This is a genomic window from Streptococcus sp. ELY_125 (assembly GCF_058314535.1).
Genome location: NZ_JBZFUM010000037.1, coordinates 1 through 8,561 on the forward strand (window position 1 = coordinate 1; position 8,561 = coordinate 8,561).

Here is an 8,561-nt window from a genome sequence, read left to right on the forward strand (position 1 = left end):
AACCATTTTATCAGCTATAGCTGATAGGAGAAACAAGATTCCTAGAAAATCTCTAAATTATCAAACACCTTATCATGTTTTTCTGAGTCAGGTGAAACTGTCCAACTTAATTTGACAATTTAAGATATTTAATAAATTTTCTAAAAAATTTATTTTGTTTTGCTTAACGATTGCTGTTATCTAACAATCTCAGAATTGTCTTGAAAAAAACTAAAAAAAATATTAATATGAAATCATATTAGTAGATGAGTTGGTACCGCTATATCTATTAGTATAAACTATTAATAAATTCAATGAGAATTTTATGAACTCATTAGCATTTGAAGAATTTGAGGTCACAACCACAGATAGCCTTTCTGAGGTAGAAGTAGGCGGTCTTGTTTTAGGAGCAGTAGGTGGTATTGGCGGAGCAGCCACTTTAGGAATAGCTGGAGCTAGCGTTAATACTTGGGGTAAATGGATCTAATCTACCCTAAGAAAAGGAGATGCATATGTTGTCACCTAAGTTATGCTGGTTTGTTTTAGCCAGCTATCCTATTATGATACTTATTCCTATGTTATTTCCACAGATAAAAAATATTAAGCTTATCGTGTTTTCTATACTATTGTTAGAAAATCTACTAGTTATAGCTCTTTATTTAAAAGGTAAGTATTTTAGCTAATTAGGTATGTTCCACCAGTACTTAAGCTGTTGTTCGTCTGCCTTTTGATAGCTTGACTTCTTTTATATTAAGAAGTCAGGCTTGTTTGGTAATTGGAGCTAGCGTTAATGTGGTCTCCGTTAGATGATTAGATAGGTTTGATGAAAAAGTAACTTATAGTAGTTTATGAGACTATGAGGAGGATATCAATATTTCTTCTTCTATTAGTTTTGCTCCCTAGTAATAAAATGAGGCTGTTCAGTTATTCATTGCTTATGGCTAATGCATTAGTGGTTAGCCATATTTTTTATAAATCTAATTTGTTAAACTAGCAAAAAATAAAAATGAAAGGGGATAACTAAATGTATCCACAACCTAAGAAATCAGTAGCGCCTTTGGTGCTCGGCATCTTGTCATTAATCTTTTCAGTCCTGTTTGCTATCATTGGTCTTATTCTTGGAATTATTGGTCTGTCACTAGGAATCAGTAAAAATAAAGGTCAGGAATTTGATTACAAGATTCCTATTATTTTAAATAGTCTGGGTACTGGTATTGCAGCTGTTAATATGATTATTGGCTTTATTCAAGGCTATATGAACGCCCGCTAAGACTGATAATAAACTAAATTGGAAGTTGTGCAAAATCTGTTATTATTGATATTTACTTATTGCATATCTATGCGAGTGTTGTGGTGATAGTGAATATTAATTAATGATTGGACACCCAAATAAATTAATTTTATATGTGCTTCAGAAAAATTGACTGGAGCAAATGGTGGAGGTCATATTCTTGCTGTAGCTGGTGGAGCAGGAGGGAGTTATGTAGGAACATCAGCTGGGACCCTGACTAGGCAATATATTGGAAGCACGATCGATACAATGATCTGCCCAGTTTTAGGAACTGTGGTAGGTTATCTTGCAGGAGGAGCTGTCGGTGGAGTGGTAGGAAAAATTATTGGCACTGGTGTAGGTGGTTATCTTGGAGATAACGTCAATAAAGGCGTTCTCCTTTAACTGTTAGATGTACCTAATGTTTGAGAATAGCTATATAATAATTTATCAAAAGCAAGGACTAAATGAAAACACCAATTGATATCATTAATGCAATAGTTATCATTGCTATGTTTTTTAGCTGATTATGGACTTAAAAGTATTAAACCAAAAAGGATTAGATTTTATATTTCGGGTCCTTTACTGCTCTATTTGATTGTAATGGTAATATACCATTATTTACGTAATGAGTAATGCAGCTAGTTGTCCCACTCTACCAATGAATAGTATGCTACGGTAGCGAACTCCCGGAATGCTGGCGCAGCAGCTGCTATGTTTTAGTGGCATATAAGAGGCAGTTTCTCAAATTTATTAAATTATGAGGAGGACATTGATCTCCCCCTCTTCATTTTGGGGGATTTTGAAAGGCAACACCACTAAATAGTCAGAAAATTTTTTTTATTATGACGCTAATCTTGAAATTTGATTAAAATAAGCTTAACAATATTGTCAAGTGCAACTAAAGTTGTTAGACTGATTGGTGTACAGGTGGTGTACTTTATTTATTCTAGCTATAGTTACTGGATTTTTGGGGCTGGATTAAGATCTGGAACCAAGTTATTGATGTTCGTTTTATTAATTTAAAATGGATAATAAGAAATGTGCACTCAATATCACTCTGCTGTTTTAGAGAGAAGTGACTCGACTTTTATTATCTTTAAAGTTGGGTCACTTTTTAGGGATATTATCGGTAATAAAATTTAGGAAAGCAATTTTATGAAACAAGTTATTTACATTATTCTTATCGTCATTGCGGTTAATGTGCTCTTGGAAGTAGTTAAGCGCCTCTCTGGCAGAGGAATGCCTGCCCCCTCGCAATCTCAAGGACAGGGGCGCAGCCGCTTATTCTGGCGCAGACAGTACAAGTTTGTTCCTCAAATTGATACCAGAGACTGTGGTCCGGCAGCCTTGGCTTCTGTTGCCAAGCATTATGGCTCAGACTATTCTATTGCCCATCTGCGAGAGCTCTCAAAGACCGATAAGCAAGGAACGACTGCCCTAGGTATCGTTGAGGCTGCTAAGAAGCTGGGATTTGAGACCCGCTCTATTAAGGCAGACATGACCCTTTTTGATTACGACGACTTAACATATCCTTTTATTGTGCATGTCGTCAAGGGAAAAAGAATGCAGCACTATTATGTCGTTTATGCCAATGAAAAGGATCATCTGATTATTGGTGACCCCGATCCTACGGTCAAGGTTACGCGGATGAGCAAGGAAGAATTCCAAAAAGAATGGACCGGTGTCTCCATCTTCCTAGCCCCTCAGCCTAGCTATAAACCGCATAAAGACAACAAGAATGGCCTAACCAGTTTCTTCCCGCTGATTTTTAAGCAGAAGGCGCTGATGACCTATATCATTCTGGCTAGTTTAATTGTTACCTTGATTGATATTGTTGGATCTTACTATCTGCAGGGGATTTTGGACTCCTACATTCCTGATCAATTAATCTCTACCCTAGGGATTATCACAATCGGTCTGGTTGTAACTTACATTATTCAGCAGATGATGAATTTTGCCAAGGAATATCTCTTGGCTGTCTTGAGTATTCGCTTGGTTATTGATGTTATTCTCTCTTATATCAAGCATATCTTCACCCTGCCTATGTCCTTCTTTGCGACTCGGAGAACCGGTGAGATTACTTCTCGTTTTACCGATGCCAATCAGATTATTGATGCAGTCGCTTCGACTATTTTTTCGGTCTTTCTAGATTTGACTATGATCGTCTTGGTCGGTGGGGTTTTGCTGGTTCAAAATAATAACCTCTTCTTTTTGACTTTGATTTCTGTCCCTGTCTATGCCATCATCATCTTTGCTTTCTTAAAGCCTTTTGAAAAGATGAATCATGAGATGATGGAAAGCAATGCTATTGTCAGCTCATCAATCATCGAGGATATTAATGGTATGGAAACCATTAAGTCACTAACTAGTGAAGATGCACGTTATCAGAGTGTTGACAGTGAATTTGTGGATTATTTGGAAAAGAACTTCAAGCTGCATAAATATACTGCTATTCAAAACGCCCTGAAAACAGGCTCCAAGATGATCCTCAATGTTGTTATCCTCTGGTATGGCGCTCGTTTAGTTATGGATGGCAAAATCTCTGTCGGTCAGCTCATTACCTTTAATGCTCTCTTGTCTTACTTCTCAAACCCTATTGAGCGCATTATTGGTCTGCAGACAAAACTGCAATCAGCCCGCGTGGCGAATACGCGTCTGAACGAAGTTTACCTAGTGGATTCTGAGTTTGATAATAATGGGGAACTGTCCGAAACAACCTTCCTGGATGGGGACATCTCTTTTGAAAATCTATCCTATAAATATGGATTTGGCCGCGATACTCTTTCCAATATTAACCTAACTATCAAAAAAGGTGATAAAGTTAGTATCGTTGGACCTAGTGGCTCGGGTAAGACAACCTTAGCCAAAATGATCGTCAATTTCTACGAACCTAACCGTGGCATTGTCCGCCTCAATGGAAATGATCTGAAAGTTATTGATAAGACCGCTCTGCGGCAGCATATCAATTATTTGCCGCAACAGGCCTATGTTTTTAGTGGCTCTATCATGGATAATCTAACCCTCGGTGCCAAAGAGGGAACGACCCAAGAGGACATTATCCGTGCTTGTGAGATTGCGGAAATCCGCAAGGATATTGAGCAGATGCCGCTTGGTTATCAGACAGAATTATCAGATGGTGCTGGTGTATCTGGTGGACAGAAACAGCGGATTGCCTTGGCTCGTGCCCTCTTGACGAAGTCGCCGGTACTTATTCTCGACGAAGCTACCAGCAGCTTGGATGTATTAACTGAGCGTAAAATTGTCGATAATCTCTTGAAGATGACAGATAAGACTGTTATCTTCGTGGCTCACCGCTTGAGTATTTCCCAGCGCACCAACACCGTTATTGTGATGGAGCAAGGCCAGGTCGTTGAACAAGGAAGTCCTAAAGAGCTCTTGGCTAATAAAGGCCTTTATGCTGAGCTGTTTAATTGAAAGAGAGGACAAACATGGATCCGAAATTTTTACAAAGTGCCGAATTTTATAGGAGACGTTATCACAACTTTGCGACCTTGCTGATTGTCCCTGTGGTCTGCCTGATTATCTTTATTGTGGTCTTTCTCTGCTTTGCCAAAAAGGAAATCACTGTAATCTCTACTGGTGAAGTGGCTCCGACTAGAGTTGTGTCAGTTATTCAATCCTACAGCGATGCTTCTGTTGCAAAAAATAATCTAGATAATAATGCGACTGTTAAGGAAGGTGACCTTCTGATTGGCTATTCAGAAGACGCTAGTCCTAAACGGCAAGAAGAGCAGGAAAAGATTGTTAAAGATAGGCAGGAGCGCGATAAGAAGGACAAGAAAAAGGACAAAAAAGATAAAAAAGACAAGAAAAAAGATAATAAGGATAAAAAGAAATCCAAAAAGAAGAAAAAATCTAAGGACAAGAAAAAGAAAGATAAGAAGTCCAAAAAGAAAGATAACAGCAGTGAAACCAAGAAGGTGACGCTCTTTGCGCCTGAAGATGGTATTATCCATATCAATCCTAAGTACGAAGGTGCAAACCTTCTGCCTAGTGGAGCTGAGATCGGTCAAATTTATCCCGACATTAAAAAGACTAAGACCGTTCTTATCAGTTACTATGTCACATCTGATGATGTTGTTTCGATGGAGAAAGGGCAAAAAACTCGGCTCTCTCTAGAAAGAAAGGGCAATGATAAGGTAACTATTGAGGGGAAAATTACCAATGTAGCTTCCTCTGCCATAACGACCAAGAAGGGAAATGTCTTCAAAGTTACGGCTAAGGCTAAGCTGTCTAAAAAGGACAGCAAACTAGTCAAGTATGGTATGACTGGTAAGACCGTTACTGTTACCGATAAAAAGACCTACTTTGACTATTTTAAGGACAAATTGCTTCACAAGATGGAAAATTAAGCTTAATTCAAAATCCGGCTCAAACTGAGTTGGATTTTTATTTATTTTCAAATGAAAATAAATAAAAAATTTAGTGGCTGTTATCAGGGGTCTTATAATTTGATTAAACCGCTCGAAATCGCTTGCTTGTAGGAATCTTATCCGTTAGAATATTTACTGTCAATTGAAAATAATTTCGATTGATAAGTAAAAATCAGGTCAGATTTACACGGAGTAAATGAAAGGCCAAGTAAAAATAAGGAGAATATTCAACATGAATACAGTCGCATTTGAACACTTTACAACAGTCACAGCTGATAACTTAGCAGCAGTCAGTGGTGGTGAGTACACCCATTTTATGGATTGCGCTAATGGTTATGCTTACAGAGATGAAAATGGTCACTGGGGCTATCAAGTAACTAAGAGCCCCTTCGAAGCAGCTTTAAACACCATGGTGAATAGCTGGGCATCAGGGGTTGCTAGCTTTGCTGCTTATTAATTGAAGATAAATTCGAGTGATTGATAACCCAACAGGTCAGATTACGTGAAGCAGTAGATGACCAAGCCAAGAATAAGGAGGAGATTCCTATGAATACAAACATCTTAGAAAATTTTGAAGAAATGAACTCAGAAGACTTGATCACCATCACAGGAGGCGGCTTCCTTGATAGTGTCACCGATTTTCTTGATACAGTTGATGTTGTTGCCGCTGTTGATAATGCAATTTCATTAGTAGAAGATGCAATCGTCATCTCTTAATAGAGCATTGGTGGTGCATTCAGCTAAGGAAACTTGAGGGTTGGTTCTGAAATCATGCTTTCAGTAATTGATCAAAATAAGACTAAAAAATAGTTAAGTTCGATTCTAGATTCCTAGGATCGAATTTTCTATTTATATTCAAATGAAAATAAATAGAAAATTTAGTGGCTGTTATCAGAGGTCTTATAATTTGATTAAACCGTTCAAAATCGCTTGATTATAGGTCTTCTATCCTTTACAATGATTACCATCAATTGAAAATAATTTTGATTGATAAGTAAAAACCAGGTCAGATTTACACGGAGTAAATGAAAGGCCAAGTTAAATAAGGAGGTATTCACATGAATACAATCGCATTTGAAGAATTTGAAAACGTAAGTAAAGAAGAATTGACAGCTGTTTCAGGAGGATTCGCTCCACCTCGACCTTATCCACTTTATCCAGACCCACTCCATATCTTGCTATACTTGGCGTAATGGTAGGAACTGCTACCGGAGCTCTTTCAGACTATTAATAGTCAATAACTAAGACAAGATCAGTCTGGCGCGGATTTATTTCAGTAGTCTGACAGGTTTTAAGACTATATCATTAAAAACTAGTGATTAAACAACTTTCTATTGAGATGCTCAAAGCCTATCTATTCTTTACTAGGGATAGACAGGCTTTTTAGTATTATTCTAAGTTGACTTTTTGAGGTGGGGAGCTGAATCGGACAGCGTACCCTATAGAGAAAATCAACAGTGAAAATTAACCGTTTTTCCTTGCATTGGTAGTTATATTCCTGTATAATATTACCTTGTGAGTATCCCTCACTTACCCCTTGCATTGACTGGGGGTCATTAGACCAAAAGGAGGAAAACATCAATGGCTAAATACGAAATTCTTTATATTATTCGTCCAAACATTGAAGAAGAAGCTAAAAACGCTTTGGTAGAACGCTTTGACGCTATCTTGACAGACAACGGTGCGACTGTTGCTGAATCAAAAGATTGGGAAAAACGTCGCTTGGCTTATGAAATCCAAGATTTCACAGAAGGTCTCTACCATATCGTTAATGTTGAATCTGATAACGCTCATGCTCTTAATGAATTTGATCGTCTGTCAAAAATCAACAACGATATTCTTCGTCACATGATTGTTAAGCTTGACGCTTAAGAAGGTAGCTTATGATAAATAACGTCGTACTAGTTGGCCGCATGACCCGTGATGCGGAACTTCGTTACACCCCGTCTAATCAAGCCGTTGCGACTTTCAGCCTAGCTGTGAATCGTAATTTTAAAAACCAAAATGGTGAGCGTGAGGCTGATTTCATTAACTGTGTTATCTGGCGTCAGCAAGCTGAAAACTTGGCCAACTGGGCTAAAAAAGGAGCCTTGATTGGGATTACTGGTCGTATCCAGACCCGTAATTATGAGAACCAGCAAGGTCAACGGGTTTATGTAACCGAGGTTGTTGCTGACAACTTCCAGCTTTTAGAAAGCCGTGCAACGCGTGAAGCTAATAGCAGTAGTTCTTACAATGCTGGTGGTAACAATCCCTCAGGCTTTGCTTTACAGGATTCGCAGCCAACACCGAACTTCGGCCGTGATGAAAGTCCATTTGGCAACTCTAACCCAATGGATATTTCTGACGACGACCTACCCTTTTAATTATCTTGGACACGAAGGACTAAACTTGAAATAATATAAAGGAGAATAACATGGCTCAACAACGTCGTGGCGGATTCAAACGCCGTAAAAAAGTTGATTATATCGCAGCTAACAAGATTGAATACGTTGATTACAAAGATACTGAACTGCTTAGCCGCTTTGTTTCTGAGCGTGGGAAAATTTTGCCACGCCGCGTAACTGGAACATCTGCTAAGAACCAACGTAAGGTAACGACAGCAATTAAACGTGCTCGCGTTATGGCTCTTATGCCATTTGTGAACGAGGACTAATCGGGTCTATTGACCGCTTAGCAAAAAACCGACCGAAAGAGGTCGGTTTTTTACGCTTAAAAACAGAAGAATAAGAGTATTCTCTTTTGTGTGAAACAGGAAGACAAATAAGCGCCCTTATTCATCTCATTGAGAAAAAAAGCTCATTATCAAGTGTAGTGGGTGACTTATAACGAACAACGAGAGAGGACCGGCTTGGTCTTCTTTTTTGTTAGGTTTAAAGCGAGGAAGATACGTTTTTTGAAGTTGTCAAAGTTCC

11 protein-coding genes and 1 pseudogene are annotated in these 8,561 nt (G+C 38.3%); all 12 read left to right on the forward strand.

Annotation, left to right across the window (positions count from 1 at the left end; genetic code table 11):
- Positions 1-115, forward strand: a pseudogene (locus tag AC4HAL_RS10720) (IS30 family transposase); the annotation flags it as partial.
- A gap of 189 nt (positions 116-304) precedes the next feature.
- The gene (locus AC4HAL_RS10725; RefSeq protein WP_491094152.1) at positions 305-466 is read left to right on the forward strand and encodes a hypothetical protein; all 162 of its coding nucleotides are present in this window, start codon (positions 305-307) and stop codon (positions 464-466) included.
- A gap of 537 nt (positions 467-1,003) precedes the next feature.
- Positions 1,004-1,249 (forward strand): hypothetical protein, encoded by a 246-nt coding sequence (locus tag AC4HAL_RS10730; protein WP_491094153.1) that lies wholly within the window; start codon positions 1,004-1,006, stop codon positions 1,247-1,249.
- Positions 1,250-1,399: 150 nt separating this feature from the next.
- Positions 1,400-1,654 (forward strand): hypothetical protein, encoded by a 255-nt coding sequence (locus AC4HAL_RS10735; RefSeq protein ID WP_491094154.1) that lies wholly within the window; start codon positions 1,400-1,402, stop codon positions 1,652-1,654.
- A gap of 753 nt (positions 1,655-2,407) precedes the next feature.
- On the forward strand, positions 2,408-4,687 hold the full coding sequence (locus AC4HAL_RS10740) for a peptide cleavage/export ABC transporter (RefSeq protein ID WP_491094155.1): 2,280 nt from the start codon (positions 2,408-2,410) through the stop codon (positions 4,685-4,687).
- Between the two features lie 14 nt (positions 4,688-4,701).
- On the forward strand, positions 4,702-5,625 hold the full coding sequence (locus AC4HAL_RS10745; RefSeq protein ID WP_491094156.1) for an HlyD family efflux transporter periplasmic adaptor subunit: 924 nt from the start codon (positions 4,702-4,704) through the stop codon (positions 5,623-5,625).
- Between the two features lie 253 nt (positions 5,626-5,878).
- Complete coding sequence (locus tag AC4HAL_RS10750; RefSeq protein WP_491094157.1) at positions 5,879-6,103, forward strand: garvicin Q family class II bacteriocin; 225 nt, start codon at positions 5,879-5,881, stop codon at positions 6,101-6,103.
- An 89-nt stretch (positions 6,104-6,192) separates the two neighbouring features.
- Positions 6,193-6,363 carry a ComC/BlpC family leader-containing pheromone/bacteriocin gene (locus AC4HAL_RS10755; RefSeq protein ID WP_491094158.1) on the forward strand — a complete coding sequence of 57 codons (171 nt, stop codon included), beginning with the start codon at positions 6,193-6,195 and terminating at the stop codon, positions 6,361-6,363.
- 341 nt (positions 6,364-6,704) lie between these two features.
- The gene (locus AC4HAL_RS10760; RefSeq protein WP_491094159.1) at positions 6,705-6,839 is read left to right on the forward strand and encodes a bacteriocin; all 135 of its coding nucleotides are present in this window, start codon (positions 6,705-6,707) and stop codon (positions 6,837-6,839) included.
- A gap of 388 nt (positions 6,840-7,227) precedes the next feature.
- Positions 7,228-7,518 carry a 30S ribosomal protein S6 gene (gene rpsF, locus AC4HAL_RS10765; RefSeq protein WP_447452659.1) on the forward strand — a complete coding sequence of 97 codons (291 nt, stop codon included), beginning with the start codon at positions 7,228-7,230 and terminating at the stop codon, positions 7,516-7,518.
- 11 nt (positions 7,519-7,529) lie between these two features.
- Positions 7,530-8,012, forward strand: coding sequence for a single-stranded DNA-binding protein (locus AC4HAL_RS10770; RefSeq protein WP_491094160.1), 483 nt, complete (start codon positions 7,530-7,532; stop codon positions 8,010-8,012).
- 50 nt (positions 8,013-8,062) lie between these two features.
- On the forward strand, positions 8,063-8,302 hold the full coding sequence (gene rpsR, locus AC4HAL_RS10775; protein WP_000068664.1) for a 30S ribosomal protein S18: 240 nt from the start codon (positions 8,063-8,065) through the stop codon (positions 8,300-8,302).
- The last annotated feature ends 259 nt before the right edge of the window (positions 8,303-8,561 follow it).